The sequence below is a fragment of the Roseicyclus marinus genome, assembly GCF_030163795.1.
In the GTDB taxonomy this organism is placed as follows: Bacteria; Pseudomonadota; Alphaproteobacteria; order Rhodobacterales; family Rhodobacteraceae; genus Roseicyclus; species Roseicyclus marinus.
The window spans coordinates 427,942-441,842 of record NZ_JASJOF010000001.1 but is presented as its reverse complement, the minus strand read 5'-3'; the positions used below and the strand labels follow the sequence as shown (position 1 = coordinate 441,842).

Below are 13,901 nucleotides of genomic sequence, written 5' to 3'. Positions count from 1 at the left end.
GGTAACGGAATGGAGGGGATGATGATGCGGTTCACGATCCTTCTTGCGGGGTTTCTTGCGGCGGCCGCCCCCGTGGCGGCGCAAGACGAGGGTGGCGGGTTCGGTGAGGGGCTCGACCTTTTGGGGGAGGGCAGCCGGATGATCCTCGAGCGGCTGCTCGAAGACATGCGTCCGATGCTCGACAGCGCCCGACCCTTTTTCGAGCAGGAGCTGATGCCGCTGTTGGAGCGTCTGGGCGAAGTGGTGGACGATCTGTCCTACTACGAATTGCCCGAGCGGCTGCCCAATGGCGACATCTTGATCCGGCGAAGCACCGATGCGCCACCATGGGGTGAAGCCCCCATGCCCGAGGTTGGCGAGGGGGGCGAGGTGGAGCTGTAATAGGGGGCTCTGCCCCCCGGCCCTTGCGGGCCTCCCCCCGCCGTATTTTCGGGAAGATGAAGGGGCGGGCGCGCGGTGGGTTGAGACTGGGCGCGCTGGGGGCCATATCTGGCGGGAACACGAATTCCGAAAGGTCTGTCCATGCTGATGTCCCAGTTTCCTATCCCCCTGCCCCGTGACGCCGCGCGCGATGGGGGCGGGGCGCCCTTGGGCGATCTGCCGGATTGGGACCTGAGCGATCTTTATGCGGCGCCCGATGCGCCGGAGCTGACGAAGGATCTGGACTGGCTGGCGCAGGAATGCGCGGCCTTCGCCGCCGAGTACGAGGGCAAGCTGGCGGATCTGGACACGGCCGCCATGCTCGACTGCGTGCGCCGCTACGAGAAGATCGACGTGGTAGCCGGGCGGATCATGTCCTACGCAGGCTTGCGCTATTACCAGCACACGACGGATGCGGGCCGCGCCAAGTTCATGTCCGACATGCAGGACAAGATCACCACCTACACGACCGCCTTGGTGTTTTTCGGTCTTGAGTTCAACCGCATCCCCGATGCGGGCTACGAGGCGGTTTTCGGCGGCGATCCGGCGCTGGCGCGCTACAAGCCGGTTTTCGACCGGATGCGGGCGATGAAACCCTACCAGCTGTCGGATGAGCTGGAGAAATTCCTGCACGATCAATCGGTCGTGGGGGCGAGCGCGTGGAACAAGCTGTTCGACGAGACGATCGCGGGGATGTCCTTCGAGGTGGACGGCGACCGGCTGGGGATCGAAGCGACGCTGAACCTGTTGACCGACCATGACCGGTCGCGGCGCGAGGCGGGCGCGCGGGCGCTGGCCGAGGGCTTTGCCGAACGGCTGCCGCTGTTCGCGCGTGTCCACAACACGCTGGCCAAGGACAAGGAAATCTCGGACCGCTGGCGAAAGCTGCCCACGCCGCAGATGGGGCGGCACCTGTCCAACCATGTCGAGCCCGAAGTGGTCGAGGCGCTGCGCAATGCCGTCGTTGCCGCCTACCCGCGCCTGTCGCACCGCTATTACGCGCTCAAGGCAAAGTGGCTGGGGCTGGAGCGGTTGCAGGTCTGGGATCGCAACGCGCCGCTGCCCATGGAGGAGAACCGCGTTTTCGGCTGGGAGGAGGCGCGCAAGCTCGTGACCGAGGCCTATGCCGGGTTCGATCCCCGCATGGCGGAGCTGTCGGAGCCGTTTTTCACCCAAGGCTGGATCGATGCCGGCGTGAAGGAGGGCAAGGCGCCCGGTGCCTTTGCCCATCCGACGGTGGCGGAGGTGCATCCCTACGTGATGCTCAACTATCTCGGCAAACCGCGGGACGTCATGACGCTGGCCCATGAGCTGGGCCATGGTGTCCACCAGCGGCTGGCGGCGGGTCAGGGGGAATTGTTGTCCTCCACGCCCCTGACGCTGGCAGAAACGGCGAGCGTGTTCGGCGAGATGCTGACCTTCCGCAAGATGCTGGCCGAGGCCAAGGACGATGCCGCGCGCAAGGTGCTGCTGGCAGGCAAGGTCGAGGACATGATCAACACGGTCGTGCGCCAGATCGCGTTTTACGATTTCGAATGCAAGCTGCACGCCGCCCGCCGCGAGGGCGAACTGACGCCCGAGGATATCAACGCGCTGTGGATGTCGGTGCAGGCGCAAAGCCTCGGGCCGGTGTTCGACTTCATGGACGGATACGAGACCTTCTGGGCCTATATCCCGCATTTCGTGCATTCGCCCTTCTACGTCTATGCCTATGCCTTCGGCGATGGATTGGTGAACGCGCTTTACGCGGTTTATGCGGAAGGCACGCCGGGCTTTCAGGAGAAGTATTTCGAGATGCTGAAGGCAGGCGGGTCCAAGCACCACAAGGACTTGCTCGCGCCCTTCGGGCTTGATGCCAGCGACCCGGCCTTCTGGGACAAGGGCTTGAGCATGATCGAAGGCTTCATCGACGAGTTGGAGGCGATGGAAGACTGAGATGGGCCTTAGCCGCATCCCCTTCGTGTCGGACCAAGAGCTTTTGCGCTGGAAAACGCGTGCGCGGCGGTTTCTGGTCCGCGTTCGGCAGGTCGTGCCACCGGGGGGCCGCCTGATCCTTGGCGTTTTGCTGATGGCGGGCGGGCTATTGGCGTTTTTGCCTGTCCTGGGGCTGTGGATGCTGCCGCTGGGGCTGGCGGTTGCCTCGCTCGATGTGGTGCCGGCGCTGCGATGGCTGCGCGGAGGGCGCTAGACGTGCCTTTGCGCCTGACGCGGCGGGATACCATCGCGGGGGCGCTGGCCTGTCTTGCGCCGCGGCTGGGCAGGGCCGAGGGCGACGGCGTGGCAGAGCTTGTGGCGCAGGTGTCGCAAGAGCGACTGCGCGCCATGGTCGTGGCGCTGGCCGGGTTTCCGACGCGCTACACGCTCCATCCCGATTTCCCGCAGGTCGAGGCGCGCGTGGCCCAAGCTTTTCGCGACATCGGGGTCACCCCCGGCGGGCTGGCGCTTTTGCCGTTCACGATGCCGGGGGGATTGATCCGGCACAACGTGGTCGCGGGATCGCCTGCCGATCCGCGCGGGGTGATTGTGATGGGCGCGCATATGGACAGCCTTTCAGAAACACCGATGCGACTGGCACCCGGCGCCAATGACAATGCGACGGGTGTTGCCGCGATGATCGAGGCGCATCGCATCCTGGCCGGGGCCGGCCTGCCCTGCGGAATTGTCTCGGCGGGCTTTGCAGGCGAGGAACAGGGCCTTCGCGGGTCCACCGCGCTGGCCGCGCTGGCGCGGACCAAGGGGTGGCGGGTGCGGCTGATGGTGAATCTCGACATGCTGGGCCGTAGCCATCCGGGGCCCGGCGCGCCCTTCTGGATCGAGGCGGACGCGGGGAATACGCGGCCCGAGAACGACGCGGCGGCGCAGGCTGCGGGCGACATCGCCGCGCGGATGGCGGCGGCGCACACGGGGCTTTCCATCGCGCGATCCGACATCTGGGGCAGCGATTACATGCCCTTCGAGGCCGAAGGTTTTCCGGCGATCGGGTTCTACGACGGTGCGGCGGTCGAGGGCGCGCCGGGCTATCATTCGACCAGCGACACGGTCGACCGGATCGATTTCGCGCGGTTGACCGAGGCGACGCGGCTGACCGTCGCCACGGTGGCGACGGTCGCGCGTCAGGCGAGGTGACGGATCACTCGGCCTCGTTCGCGGGCTTGGCCTGCAACAGGCCGTAATTGGCCTCACCCAGACGGTCGAAGAGGTCGATCTGGGTTTCGAGAAAGTCGATATGCCCTTCCTCGTCGGCGATCAGCTCTTCGAAGAGCGCCTTGGAGACGTAATCCTTGACGCTTTCGCAATGATCGCGCGCCTCGATGTAGAGGGTGCGGGCATCGTGTTCGGCGGCAAGATCGGCGTCGAGCGTTTCGCGCAAAGTCTGACCGATCCGCAACGGATCGAGCTTTTGCAGGTTCGGGTGGCCGCCCAGAAAGATGATGCGCTCGATCAGGCGGTCAGCGTGGTGCATTTCCTCCACGCTTTCCTCGCGCGACTTGGCGGCGATGCGGCCATAACCCCAGTCTTCCTGAAGCCGGTAGTGGAGCCAATACTGGCTGACCGCCGTCAATTCGCTGCGCAGCGCCGCGTTGAGATATTCGATGACCTTGGCGTCGCCTTTCATGGCTGGAGCCTCCTTCTTTCTGGCCGGGGGCGTTGGCCCCATACGGCTGGTGACGGTGCAAACCTATGTGTTCATGCCCGAAATTGCACGGTTTCCGGGTCAGAAACGCGCTTTTCGGCGGCGCAGACCGCGCAATTCCGCGGGCACGCCCAACGCGGGAGAGGCCTGCATCGTGGAGAGAAAAAGCGGCAGGCACGTGCCGCAATCGGCCTTGTGTCCAAGCGCGCGGTAGACCTTGCCGGGGGTGATGATCGTGTCGGGATCGGCGGCGCGCATCCAGTCGATGGCGCTATGGATGTCGGCGTCGCTGATGCCGGTGCAGGAACAAACGATCATCGGCGCTGTCCCCGGCTTGCGGGATGCGCCTGCCGGTCGATCAGCCGCTCCAGCATGGCCGCAATGGAGGGACAACAGGCCGCGCCGAATTCGGACATGAGGTCTGCCGCAAGCGCAACCGGGGCGGAACCAGTGGCAGGTCGCGGCGCTGAGATCGTGGGACGGGTCATGGGCCACCTCGCAACGGGATGGCCCAAATCTGACAAATTCAGTCGGACGCGTCAATCCTTACTAAAAAGATCGGCTAATTATTGCGCCTGTCCCTACAGCCTGTTATGCGAACCGTCGCAGAGCGGCTGGCGCTGGCTGGCCTTGCAGCCGCAAAAGAAGACCTTTCCGTCCTTTTCGGCGGTCCATTTCTGCGGCTGAAAGCCCGTATCCTTATGGGATCCGTCGCAAAACGGCTGCTTCTGCGATCTGCCGCAGGCGCACCAGAAATAGGTTTTTCCTTCCGTCACCTCGACGGGGAACGGGCCTTTTTGTGCGATGATGGGGGCGTTGTCGGACATCTGGCGGGGTTCCTTGGCTGGATGTTTGACCCCAACGTGGCGCTGTTATGGCCTGCGTCAATCCAGATCGGTCCAGGGCCAGGGTTTCACGTCAGAGGCCGCCGATTGATAGCGCGCGGCCTTGGCCATCCAGATGCCCAGATCGGTACCAAAATCGGCAAGTCTTTGATTTCGTTCGCCGGTATTGATCAGCATCACCACGAATTGCACCACGGTCAAAAGCGTCAGAACCGTCTGACCGAGGCTGAGCATGACGGCGATGATCACCATGTGAACAAGGCGCAAGGCCATGCTTTCACGGGGAGATTCCGGTTGGTCACCGTTCAGGCGGCCAGCGATTCTTTCGTCGTCGTTGCGATCCATCATCGTGACATCCCCAATTTGTCGAACACCGCGTCGATGGCGATCTGGGTGCCGCGCGCGGTTTCCAGAGGATAGGGGAAATCCGCGCCGTCGAGAAGGGTTGCGGCCATCGCCTCGACCTGAAGCGCGTATTGGCGCGTCTCGGGGAAGGAATGGATCTCAACCGGCTGGCCATCGCGGGCGAGGATCAGATCGGCCTGCGCATATTGGCCCGCGTTGAACGGGGCGGTGAGGGTCATGCGGCCCGCGCTGCCCTGAAAAACCATTGATTGATAACGGGTTGCGCGCATCGAGACGTGGAAGGAAAAGCGGATGTCGCCTGCGCGCGCCTGCACCCAAGTTGAGGTGTCGACGCCGTTTTCGACGGTCGCATCGGCCCAGAGAATCGTAGGCTCCTGCCCGGTGGCGAAGCGGAAGGCGCCGATCGGATAGACGCCCACATCGCGCAGCGCGCCGCCCGCAAGATCCGGGGAGAGGCGAATATTTGCAGGATCTTCAAGCCCATAGGTGAAAGCGCCCGTGACAGTATGGAGCCGTCCCAGCGCGCCATTTGCGATCAGGTCGCGCGCCTTGTGCCATTGGGGGTGATGGGCGGGCATCCAGGCTTCGGCGATGATCTGGCCGCTTTTGTCGCGGGCAGCGATCAAGTCTTTGAAATCGCTTGATTTCAGTGCGATGGGCTTTTCGCAGAGCACGGCTTTTCCCGCCTCGGCGGCGCGGATCGACCAGTCCACATGGAGCGCGTTGGGCAGCGGGATATAGACGGCGTCAATCTCAGGATCGGCCAGAAGGGCCTCATAAGATTGATGAATTTTGAGACCGGGCGCGATGGCGGCAAAGGGCGCGGCGCGGGCCGGGTCGCGGGTGGCGATGGCGGCAAGGCGCGACCGGCGCGCCTCGTTGATCGCGGGGGCCATGGTCTTGCGGGCAAAGCCCGAGGCGCCAAGGATGCCCCATCGGATGTGATCGCGTGTCATGGCAACAGGGCTAGCGCGGGGCGGCAGGTGTTGAAAAGGCCCCGAATGTCTTGCCGAAAGGTTAAATTTTCCGGGCAAACATGAACAGTCCCTCAAGACGCTGGTTAATCGTTCACGTCTTGGAAACAAAACCGCCGCCCGCGGGGGGAGGACCCGGGGCGGCGGCATGTCGGGCAGAAGGCGACCGTCAGGCGGTGGCCAACATGCCCTGTTCGCGGGCGAGGTCGCGCATCCGCTTTTGCAGCTTTTCGAAGGCGCGCACTTCGATCTGGCGGATGCGTTCGCGGCTGACGTTGTAGACCGTGGACAGATCCTCAAGCGTGACGGGTTCATCCTGCAAGCGGCGCTGGGTCAGGATATCGCGCTCGCGTTCGTTCAACACATCGAGCGCCTTGGACATGAGCGCCATGCGCTGGTCGTATTCGTCGCGTTCGGCGTAATCGGACGCCTGATTGGCGCCTTCGTCCTCGAGCCAGTCCTGCCATTGGGCCGACCCGTCGTCATCCGACCCGATGGTGGCGTTGAGCGAGGCGTCGCCGCCCGACAGACGCCGGTTCATCGAGATCACCTCGTCCTCGGTCACGCCGAGATCATGGGCGATGCGCGCGACGTTTTCGGGGCGCAGATCGCCCTCTTCCAGCGCGCCGATGCGGGCCTTGGCCTTGCGCAGGTTGAAGAAGAGTTTTTTCTGCGCGGAGGTCGTGCCGAGTTTCACCAAGGACCAGGACCGCAGGATGTATTCCTGGATCGAGGCGCGGATCCACCACATGGCGTAGGTCGCAAGGCGAAAGCCCTTTTCGGGATCGAAACGCTTGACGGCCTGCATCAGGCCCACGTTCGCCTCGGAAATCACCTCGGCCTGCGGTAGGCCGTAGCCGCGGTAGCCCATGGCAAGCTTGGCGGCCAAGCGCAGGTGGCTCGTGACGAGCTGGTGGGCGGCAGCGGTGTCTTGATCCTCGACCCAACGCTTGGCGAGCATGTATTCCTGCTCGGGTTCCAGCATCGGGAACTTGCGGATCTCCTGAAGATAGCGGTTCAGTCCCTGTTCCGGCGACGGGGCCGGGAGATTTGCATAGGTCGACATGGGCATGGACCCCCTGTTAGGCTCCTCTTGCGGATTATGTAAACCGCATTAACTTTTCGTCAAGAGCCGAAGTGAACGTTTCGGTTCAGAATGTGCATCTTGCGGCTGCGAACAGCAAGTCGCGTTACCGTGATTTCACGTGCATGTGTGCACATGTTTCAAGGCCGATGCGAACGGCGCGGCCCGAATGGGAAAGGAGGCAGGATGCCTGCCAAAACCCAAGCGCGCATCGCCGGATGCCTCTATGTCGTCATCATCTTGTGCGGGATGAGCGCGGAACTGGTGTTTCGTGGTCCTCTGCTTGCGCCCGGCACGGCGGAGGGTGTGTTGGACGCGATCCTTGCTGCGCCGGGGCTGTTGCGGGGGGCGATCTTGCTCGATGTCGGGATGATCGTGGCCGATGTGGCGCTGGCGATCTTGCTGTACCGGCTGTTGCGTTTTGTTTCGGAGCCCGTGGCGCTGGGGGCGATGGTGTTCCGGCTGATGCAGGCGGCGGTGATCGCGGCAAGCCTGCTGGCGCTGGTGGCGGTCGATGCGCTGGCCCTGCGCGGCGGTATGGTGGAGGCCGGGTTGATCCGGGCCCTGATGGAGGTGCATGGCATCGGCTATGACCTTGGGCTGATCCTGTTCGCGGTGAACACCGGGCTGACCGCGTGGCTTTTGGCGCGATCGGGATGGGTGCCACGCGCCCTGCCCTATTTGCTGGCGGCGGCGGCGCTGGTCTATGTCGCAGGCAGCGTCACGCGCATCGCGGCACCTGAGTGGAACGCGATGGTGCAGCCCGCCTATGGCGTGGCGCTGATCGCGGAAAGCTGGTTCGCGCTGGTGCTGCTGTTCGGGGCGCGCATCGCGCGGGATTAGAGCGCGCGCAGCGCCTCGATCAGCTCGGCCATGTCGGTGGGCAGATCGGCCTCGAACGACATCTCATCGCCCGTCACGGGATGGACGAATCCCAGACGTGCGGCATGGAGCGCCTGCCGGGGAAAGCTGTTGATGCGCTCGGCCAGATCCGTCCCCAGCGTCTTGTCCGACACCTTGCGCCGCCCGCCGTAGACCGGATCGCCGACGAGGGCATGGCCGACATGGGCCATGTGGACGCGGATCTGGTGGGTGCGCCCGGTTTCCAGCCGACAGGTCACGCGGGTGACGGGGCCGAGCGGTTCTTCGACCCGGACGCGGGTGACGGCGTGGCGGCCGCCTTGGAACAGAACCGCCTGACGCTGGCGGTCGGTCTTGTGGCGGGCGAGTTGTGTCGTGATCTTGAGGATGGCGCCGGGTTCGAAATTCACGCCCTTGACCCCGTTCAGGCGCGGATCGGCGGCATCGGGCAGACCGTGGCAGAGCGCGGTATATTCGCGGTCGACGGTATGGGCGGCGAATTGATCGGCAAGCCCGTGGTGGGCGGCATCCGATTTCGCCACGACGAGCAGACCCGATGTATCCTTGTCGATGCGATGGACGATGCCGGGGCGTTTTTCACCGCCGACGCCCGAGAGGTTGCCGCCGAAATGATGGAGGAGCGCGTTCACGAGCGTGCCGCCGGGCGAGCCGGGGGCGGGATGGACGACCATGCCCGCGGGCTTGTTGATGACGATCAGGTCGGCGTCTTCGTGGCGGATGTCGAGCGCGATGTTTTCGGGCGCGGTTTCGACATCGACGGATTCCTCGACCGTGATGGCGATCACATCGCCCTCGGCCACCTTGGCGCGGGGGTCGGTGACGGGGGTGCCGTTCAGGCGCACGGCCCCGTCCGCGATCAGGCGCATGAGGCGCGAGCGGCTCAGATGCGCCTCCTCTGGCACATCGCGGGCCAGTGCCTTATCAAGGCGCGGGGCCGGGTCCGGCCCGATTTCGACCGTCACGATATGGGTGGGCATGGGCGTGGAGCCTCCTGAAACCTCGGGCGCCGGGGGCGATCTGCCCCCTCAGCTGCGCTGGCTGAAGCGGCTTGTGACGGTTCTGACCGTGACGATGATCGGCGGGGTTCTAGCGATCAGCGCGGTGCTTGTCATCCGGTTGAACGCGGAAAGCGCACCCGTGGTGATCGCGCCGGGCGATTTCGTGCTGCCCGAGGGGGTCGGATTGGTCGGGATCAGCGTGATCGACGGACGCGTCGTCGTCGTGGGGGATGATGCGGTGATCCGGGTTTTCGACGGCGAAAGCCGGGCGCTGTTGCGCGAGATACCTGTCGAGTGAGGGGGGATGGTACCAGCGCCCCGGCTCGAACGGGGGACCTCCTGATCCACAATCAGGCGCTCTAACCAACTGAGCTACGCCGGCACAACTTGCGTCTGGCGCGGGGGATAGCGCCGGGGGCCGAGGATTGCAAGGGGTCAGGCGCGCCCTCAAAGCGGGCGGGTCCATTCCTGTTCCACGAGGTCCTGCCCGAAGCTGTGAACGGGTTTCGAGGCGATGCAGGCAAAGCCGTTGCGGGCATAAAGCGCGCAAGCGGCACGGTGGCTTTCATGGGTCCAGAGCGTCATCTGGCCATAGCCCGCCCCACGCGCGAATTCCATGCAGGTGTCGAGCAGGCGTTGGCCAAGGCAGATCCCCCGCACCTCGGGTTCCAGCAGGAAGAGGCGCAGTTTGGCGGTATCGGGCGCGGGCCCCTGCACGCAGAAAATGGAGCCGAGGCGGCGGGCACCAATCCGCGCGATCCAGCCGCGTTCGCGGGGCGGGTCGTGATGATCGAGGAAATCGGCCAGGATGCGGGCGACGAGCGGTTCGAAGCTGGCGTCAAAGCCCGCCTCGGTGGCGTAAAGTTCGGCGTGGCGCTGGATCAGCCAGCCCGCATCGCCGATGCGCAGGGTGTCGAGCACCACCTCGCTTGCAGAAAGCGCCATCTGCCGCTACCTCCGGTCCTCAGTCTTGGAGATGGGACCGATGGGCATCAACAGCGAAAGCGATATGGCGGCGAATTTGCAGATCGGGCCGACGACGCTTGGCATGGTCAGGATCTATGTCGAGGGGGACGGGATCGACCTGCCGCTCGATTTCGACCCGGAAGAGGCCGAGGAGATCGCCGAGGAATTGCGCGCGGCGGCGGCGGCGGCCCGCGCGATGGGCAAGAAGTCGCGCTGATCGTTACAGCACCAGACCCGGATCGCGCAGGGATTGCAGGCGTAGCGCCGCGTGGCGGGCGAAGCGCTGGGTCACGGCCTTGCGCCGGGCGGGCGGCAGCTTCACCTCGGGGCCCATGCGCAGGATTTCCGCGTCATAGGCATCGGCGATGATGAGCCCCGTGCCCTCGGGCAATAGATCGGTCGGAAAGCCCTCGTCCACCGCCCAGAAATACCGGTCGCCCCATTCCAGATACCCTTCCCACTTGGCGTCCGAGGTGAAATCGGCGCGGGAGGATTTGCATTCGATCACCCAAAGCTCCCCCTTGGGGCCGAGCGCCATCACGTCGAGCCGCTTGCCGCGTTCGGGGGTGAATTCGGGGAGTGTCACGAAATCATGACCGCGCAAGTGACGGCAGACGCCCCGCGCCAAAAGCTGGCCGGGGGCGAGCGCGTCGGGGGCATGGGGGGGCGGGTCGAACATAGGGCACCTTACGAGTGGCCCGAGAACGGGCCGAGGAGCAGATGGGAGCAACACAAGCGGAGCATGGGGCAGGAGCCACCTCTGGCGCCTGTGGATGCCGGTTTCTACCTCGTGACGGCTGGACCGATCTGGGGCGGATAGAGATCATTCCTGGCTTGGGCATTGGCCCATTGCGGTTTGCGGAGATCGGGGCGGGCTGTCCATGGACGACAGAGGCAGAGCGCCGGTTGGTTCGAGACATGTCGGAAGCGTATCTGACGGGGCTTCGGATTGGCCGGGACGTTTTGGGGATCGCGCCGTGGGATGTGGTCAGTTCCTGACGCAGCCGGAACGCTGGACGATGGCCATAGCCTGTTCCATGGCGTCTGCCATGGTGGTGGCTACCGTTGTCGCCCTTTCAACAACAACGGCCATCCGTTCGGTCTCGCCATCAAGTAAGCGGTCGACACTGGCAGCGTTTCCGGCCTCACGGGCAGCTTCAAGGACTGTCGTGCCACTTGTGGCAAGCAGCATAGCCAAGTCGCGCACCGCTTCGCACGGCTCGTTCTGAGCCGCCGCCGGTGAAGCCGCCAAGATCGCGGCCAAGATCACAAATCGCATCGATCCTCCGAGGTTGAGCATGCTCGATATTGCAACCCTAGCCATTGCCGTGGACAGCCGCCAGCTTGTGCAGGGCGAGCAGGCGCTGACGATTTGGCTCTTGGAGCCTGTAGCGCACGAGCCGCCACAGTTCCCGCGATGTAAAAGGCGCAAATTCATTCAAGGCTGTTGTCAATCTTGCTCGCAAGCATGGAACATTTGCGGAACAAAGGCAAGGCGAGGCCTTGGTCTTGCCAGAATCCCCGACCGACCCTATCTGCGGTGGTGACGGATCTGCTCGTCCCGTGCCTGTGGCAAAATTCCGGTGGCCTTAAGCATTTCCGAGGGAGCTGGCTCTGATCGGATCCTGGTTCGATTACCTGGCGCCCACCTGTATAAACAGGTCCTCGGGAATTAACGCCTCCACGGATGCTGCGGTCCCCGTCACATGAAAACGCCGCCCTGAGAGGGGCGGCGTTTTTCGTCATTGCGGGGTGGTTCAGCGGCGGCGGTCGTCGATGCGCACCGGGATCGGGATCGCGTCGCGGGTGCGGGCCATGTCACGCTTGCCGCCGCGATCATCGTCATCCTCGCCCATGGTCATGATCTTGTAACCGATCTGGGCCGAGCCGAAGGTGATGGTGCACAAGACCACAAGGATCAGGAGAGCGATCGGACCCTCGACGGTGTGGGTCACGAGATGCCAGAGCCCGCCCACGTCGAAGGCCAGAAGCATCCCCACGAAGGTGAGCGCGATGACGAAGCCAAAGGCGGCGTGACGCAGGATGAAACGGATATGGTCGGGCATGGACGACTCCTGTTGGTTACCATTGAGTGTATGCCGCGCCCGCAACCTTGCAAGGGGGCGCGACATCCGGCCCCCCTGCCCGCCCGCGACCGGCGCGGTATTGCCTGAAAATCAGGCAGCGCCCAGCGCCAACCAGCCGATGTAGCCCGCGTAGACCGCGATGAAGCCTGCGCCCGCGCCGCGCCCGATCCGCCCCGTTGCGAGACAGAGCAGCAGGAGCGCGACCGATCCTGCGACAAGCGCCAGATCGACGAGCGACAGCGCATCGGGCACCGGGATCGGCACGATCACGGCGGTCAGGCCGAGAATGGCGAGGATGTTGAACACGTTCGAGCCAAGGATATTGCCAAGCGCGAGACCCGCCTCGCCCCGGCGGGCGGCGATGACGGAGGTGGCCAGTTCCGGCAGGGAGGTGCCGACGGCCACCACGGTCAGGCCGATCACGGTCTCGCTGATGCCGATGGCGCGTGCGATGCCTGTCGCGCCCTCGACCAGAAGCCATGCGCCCGCGATCAGCGTGGCCAGCCCGCCAAGGATGTAGACCAGCATCGGGGCCACACCCATCACGATCTCGGGGACGGGTTCCGCGCTGCCATCGCGCCCCAATTGCCGCCAGATGTAGAGCGCGAGGGCGGCGAGCAGGATCGCCCCTTCGATCCGGCCCACGGTGGCGCCGACAAGGATCACGCCGATCCCCATCAAGGTGGCGAAGATCAGCCAGAGGCGATCTTCCGTCCCGGCCGCCTCGGCGGTCACGGGCGCGATCAGGGCGGCCAGCCCGAGGATCAGGAGGATGTTGGCGATGTTGGAGCCCAGCACATTGCCGATGGCAATGCCCGGCGCACCCGCAAGGGCGGCAGACAGCGAGGTCAGCATCTCGGGCATGGAGGTGCCGAAGCCCAGAACGACCGCACCAACGACCGCCATGGGCAGCCGCATCCGCGTGGCCAGCGCCACGCCGCCGCGCACCAATCCCTCACCCCCGCCCAGAAGCAGGGCAAGGCCAAGCGCCACAAACAGGATATCCATCACGTCCCCATGGTTTCGCGCCGCGTGGCGATGGCTCGGGCGCTGTCGCAACGCAGGTGGGGCGCAGCCGGGCGGGTCGCAATGGCCGCGCCGATTTATATTTGCGGCTGGCCGGAACGCGCCGCGCCGCGCGGGCGCGCCATCAGCCACACCGCCGCCCCGTCGCGCATCACATCGTCGAAACGCGCATAGCCAAACATGGCCGCAAGCCGCAGCGACGGCCCGTTGTCGGGTGTTATCATGCAGACCGTGCGGGGGAGGGCAAGGGCGGTATCGGCCCAGTCGTGCAGGGCCGCCACGGCCTCGGTGCCCAGCCCCCGGCCCTGCGCCGGGGCGGCCAGAACCCACCCCGCCTCGGGCGCGTCGTCGAAGGCGGGGCCAAGCCCACGGCCGAAGCGGGCAAACCCCGCCTCGCCGATGAAACGCCCGGTGGCCCTGTCCTCGATGGCCCAATAGCCGTGGCCATGGGTTGGCCAAAGCGCGCGGTAGCGCGCCAGACGGGCCGCGGTTTCCGCGGCTGTAAAGAGGCGGCCGCCGATATGGCGGACCACGGCGGGGTCTGACCACATGGCAATCATGGCGGGCAGATCGCTGTCGCGGTGAGGACGCAGGCGCAGCCCTGCGGTGTCGATCACCG

21 protein-coding genes and 1 tRNA gene are annotated in these 13,901 nt (G+C 65.1%); 7 read left to right on the top strand and 15 right to left on the bottom strand.

The window, feature by feature from the left end:
* Nucleotides 1-18: 18 nt before the first annotated feature.
* From QQK63_RS02325 to QQK63_RS02310, 4 genes are all read left to right on the top strand, one after another.
* The gene (locus tag QQK63_RS02325) at nucleotides 19-381 is read left to right on the top strand and encodes a hypothetical protein (RefSeq protein WP_277826600.1); all 363 of its coding nucleotides are present in this window, start codon (nucleotides 19-21) and stop codon (nucleotides 379-381) included.
* Between the two features lie 147 nt (nucleotides 382-528).
* Nucleotides 529-2,355 (top strand): M3 family oligoendopeptidase, encoded by a 1,827-nt coding sequence (locus QQK63_RS02320; protein ID WP_277826598.1) that lies wholly within the window; start codon nucleotides 529-531, stop codon nucleotides 2,353-2,355.
* A gap of 1 nt (nucleotide 2,356) precedes the next feature.
* Nucleotides 2,357-2,608: a hypothetical protein gene (locus QQK63_RS02315; RefSeq protein WP_277826596.1), complete on the top strand. Its 252-nt coding sequence runs from the start codon at nucleotides 2,357-2,359 to the stop codon at nucleotides 2,606-2,608.
* Nucleotides 2,609-2,610: 2 nt separating this feature from the next.
* Nucleotides 2,611-3,546, top strand: coding sequence for a M28 family metallopeptidase (locus QQK63_RS02310; RefSeq protein WP_277826594.1), 936 nt, complete (start codon nucleotides 2,611-2,613; stop codon nucleotides 3,544-3,546).
* A 4-nt stretch (nucleotides 3,547-3,550) separates the two neighbouring features.
* On the opposite strand, the gene bfr is transcribed toward QQK63_RS02310, so the two are convergent.
* From bfr to rpoH, 7 genes are all read right to left on the bottom strand, one after another.
* Nucleotides 3,551-4,036, bottom strand: coding sequence for a bacterioferritin (gene bfr, locus QQK63_RS02305; RefSeq protein ID WP_277826592.1), 486 nt, complete (start codon nucleotides 4,034-4,036; stop codon nucleotides 3,551-3,553).
* Nucleotides 4,037-4,135: 99 nt separating this feature from the next.
* Nucleotides 4,136-4,372, bottom strand: coding sequence for a (2Fe-2S)-binding protein (locus QQK63_RS02300; protein ID WP_277826590.1), 237 nt, complete (start codon nucleotides 4,370-4,372; stop codon nucleotides 4,136-4,138).
* On the bottom strand, nucleotides 4,369-4,542 hold the full coding sequence (locus QQK63_RS02295; protein ID WP_277826588.1) for a hypothetical protein: 174 nt from the start codon (nucleotides 4,540-4,542) through the stop codon (nucleotides 4,369-4,371). Before QQK63_RS02295 ends, QQK63_RS02300 begins: the two co-directional genes overlap by 4 nt.
* A gap of 93 nt (nucleotides 4,543-4,635) precedes the next feature.
* Nucleotides 4,636-4,881, bottom strand: a complete 246-nt coding sequence (locus QQK63_RS02290; protein ID WP_277826586.1) for a CDGSH iron-sulfur domain-containing protein — start codon at nucleotides 4,879-4,881, stop codon at nucleotides 4,636-4,638.
* A 57-nt stretch (nucleotides 4,882-4,938) separates the two neighbouring features.
* On the bottom strand, nucleotides 4,939-5,244 hold the full coding sequence (locus QQK63_RS02285; RefSeq protein ID WP_277827784.1) for a DUF4389 domain-containing protein: 306 nt from the start codon (nucleotides 5,242-5,244) through the stop codon (nucleotides 4,939-4,941).
* Entirely contained in the window at nucleotides 5,244-6,221 is a 978-nt protein-coding gene (locus tag QQK63_RS02280; protein WP_277826584.1) for a Gfo/Idh/MocA family protein, read from the bottom strand. The genes QQK63_RS02285 and QQK63_RS02280 overlap by 1 nt, the downstream gene beginning before the upstream one ends.
* A 187-nt stretch (nucleotides 6,222-6,408) precedes the next feature.
* Complete coding sequence (gene rpoH / locus QQK63_RS02275; RefSeq protein WP_277826582.1) at nucleotides 6,409-7,305, bottom strand: RNA polymerase sigma factor RpoH; 897 nt, start codon at nucleotides 7,303-7,305, stop codon at nucleotides 6,409-6,411.
* A 204-nt stretch (nucleotides 7,306-7,509) separates the two neighbouring features.
* Between rpoH and QQK63_RS02270 the strand changes: the two genes are divergently transcribed.
* Entirely contained in the window at nucleotides 7,510-8,166 is a 657-nt protein-coding gene (locus tag QQK63_RS02270; RefSeq protein WP_277826581.1) for a DUF4386 domain-containing protein, read from the top strand.
* On the opposite strand, the gene QQK63_RS02265 is transcribed toward QQK63_RS02270, so the two are convergent.
* Nucleotides 8,163-9,182, bottom strand: a complete 1,020-nt coding sequence (locus tag QQK63_RS02265) for an RluA family pseudouridine synthase (protein ID WP_277826579.1) — start codon at nucleotides 9,180-9,182, stop codon at nucleotides 8,163-8,165. The genes QQK63_RS02270 and QQK63_RS02265 overlap by 4 nt on opposite strands.
* Here QQK63_RS02265 and QQK63_RS02260 point away from each other — a divergent pair.
* On the top strand, nucleotides 9,181-9,501 hold the full coding sequence (locus tag QQK63_RS02260) for a DUF6476 family protein (RefSeq protein ID WP_277826577.1): 321 nt from the start codon (nucleotides 9,181-9,183) through the stop codon (nucleotides 9,499-9,501). The two genes, QQK63_RS02265 and QQK63_RS02260, sit on opposite strands and share 2 nt — an antisense overlap.
* Before the next feature lie 7 nt (nucleotides 9,502-9,508).
* Here the strand turns inward: QQK63_RS02260 and QQK63_RS02255 are convergent.
* Together QQK63_RS02255 and QQK63_RS02250 are read right to left on the bottom strand one after the other, a co-directional pair.
* A tRNA-His gene (locus QQK63_RS02255) sits at nucleotides 9,509-9,585 on the bottom strand.
* A gap of 65 nt (nucleotides 9,586-9,650) precedes the next feature.
* Entirely contained in the window at nucleotides 9,651-10,148 is a 498-nt protein-coding gene (locus QQK63_RS02250; RefSeq protein ID WP_277826575.1) for a GNAT family N-acetyltransferase, read from the bottom strand.
* Between the two features lie 40 nt (nucleotides 10,149-10,188).
* Between QQK63_RS02250 and QQK63_RS02245 the strand changes: the two genes are divergently transcribed.
* Nucleotides 10,189-10,386, top strand: coding sequence for a DUF6324 family protein (locus QQK63_RS02245; protein ID WP_277826574.1), 198 nt, complete (start codon nucleotides 10,189-10,191; stop codon nucleotides 10,384-10,386).
* A 3-nt stretch (nucleotides 10,387-10,389) separates the two neighbouring features.
* Here QQK63_RS02245 and QQK63_RS02240 read toward each other — a convergent pair whose 3' ends face one another.
* The 5 genes from QQK63_RS02240 to QQK63_RS02220 form a co-directional block, all read right to left on the bottom strand.
* Complete coding sequence (locus QQK63_RS02240; protein ID WP_277826572.1) at nucleotides 10,390-10,848, bottom strand: MmcB family DNA repair protein; 459 nt, start codon at nucleotides 10,846-10,848, stop codon at nucleotides 10,390-10,392.
* A gap of 309 nt (nucleotides 10,849-11,157) precedes the next feature.
* The gene (locus QQK63_RS02235; RefSeq protein ID WP_277826570.1) at nucleotides 11,158-11,448 is read right to left on the bottom strand and encodes a hypothetical protein; all 291 of its coding nucleotides are present in this window, start codon (nucleotides 11,446-11,448) and stop codon (nucleotides 11,158-11,160) included.
* A gap of 478 nt (nucleotides 11,449-11,926) precedes the next feature.
* Nucleotides 11,927-12,235 (bottom strand): hypothetical protein, encoded by a 309-nt coding sequence (locus QQK63_RS02230; RefSeq protein WP_277826568.1) that lies wholly within the window; start codon nucleotides 12,233-12,235, stop codon nucleotides 11,927-11,929.
* A 111-nt stretch (nucleotides 12,236-12,346) separates the two neighbouring features.
* On the bottom strand, nucleotides 12,347-13,264 hold the full coding sequence (locus QQK63_RS02225) for a calcium/sodium antiporter (protein WP_277826566.1): 918 nt from the start codon (nucleotides 13,262-13,264) through the stop codon (nucleotides 12,347-12,349).
* A 95-nt stretch (nucleotides 13,265-13,359) separates the two neighbouring features.
* The gene (locus QQK63_RS02220) at nucleotides 13,360-13,899 is read right to left on the bottom strand and encodes a GNAT family N-acetyltransferase (RefSeq protein WP_277826564.1); all 540 of its coding nucleotides are present in this window, start codon (nucleotides 13,897-13,899) and stop codon (nucleotides 13,360-13,362) included.
* Nucleotides 13,900-13,901: the final 2 nt, after the last annotated feature.